The organism is Pseudoalteromonas sp. Angola-30, from assembly GCF_028599215.1.
Taxonomy (GTDB): domain Bacteria; phylum Pseudomonadota; class Gammaproteobacteria; order Enterobacterales; family Alteromonadaceae; genus Pseudoalteromonas; species Pseudoalteromonas atlantica.
The window spans coordinates 1-675 of sequence record NZ_JAQREI010000047.1; the positions used below are offsets into that span (position 1 = coordinate 1).

At 52.0% G+C, this 675-nt stretch carries 1 rRNA gene; it reads right to left on the reverse strand.

The features are described from left to right. Positions 1 to 675, reverse strand: a 23S ribosomal RNA gene (locus PSH54_RS20530); the annotation flags it as partial.

Below are 675 nucleotides of genomic sequence, written 5' to 3' on the forward strand. Positions count from 1 at the left end.
CTAGCCTACTCACTTTCACATGGACAACCATCGCCATGCTTGCTTAGCCTTCTCCGTCCCCCCATCGCAATTATACCAAGTACGGAAATATTAATCCGTTTCCCATCGACTACGCCTTTCGGCCTCGCCTTAGGGGTCGACTTACCCTACCCTGATTAACATGGGATAGGAACCCTTGGTCTTCCGGCGTGCGGGTTTTTCACCCGCATTATCGTTACTCATGTCAGCATTCGCACTTCTGATACGTCCAGCATACCTCCCGGTACACCTTCAACCGCTTACAGAACGCTCCCCTACCACTCATCCTAAGATGAATCCGCAGCTTCGGTGCATAGTTTAGCCCCGTTACATCTTCCGCGCAGACCGACTCGACCAGTGAGCTATTACGCTTTCTTTAAAGGATGGCTGCTTCTAAGCCAACCTCCTGGCTGTCTGGGCCTTTCCACATCGTTTCCCACTTAACTATGACTTTGGGACCTTAGCTGGCGGTCTGGGTTGTTTCCCTCTTCACGACGGACGTTAGCACCCGCCGTGTGTCTCCCGGATAGTACTTTACGGTATTCGGAGTTTGCAAAGGGTTGGTAAGTCGGGATGACCCCCTAGCCTTAACAGTGCTCTACCCCCGTAAGTATTCGTCCGAGGCTCTACCTAAATAGATTTCGGGGAGAACCAGCT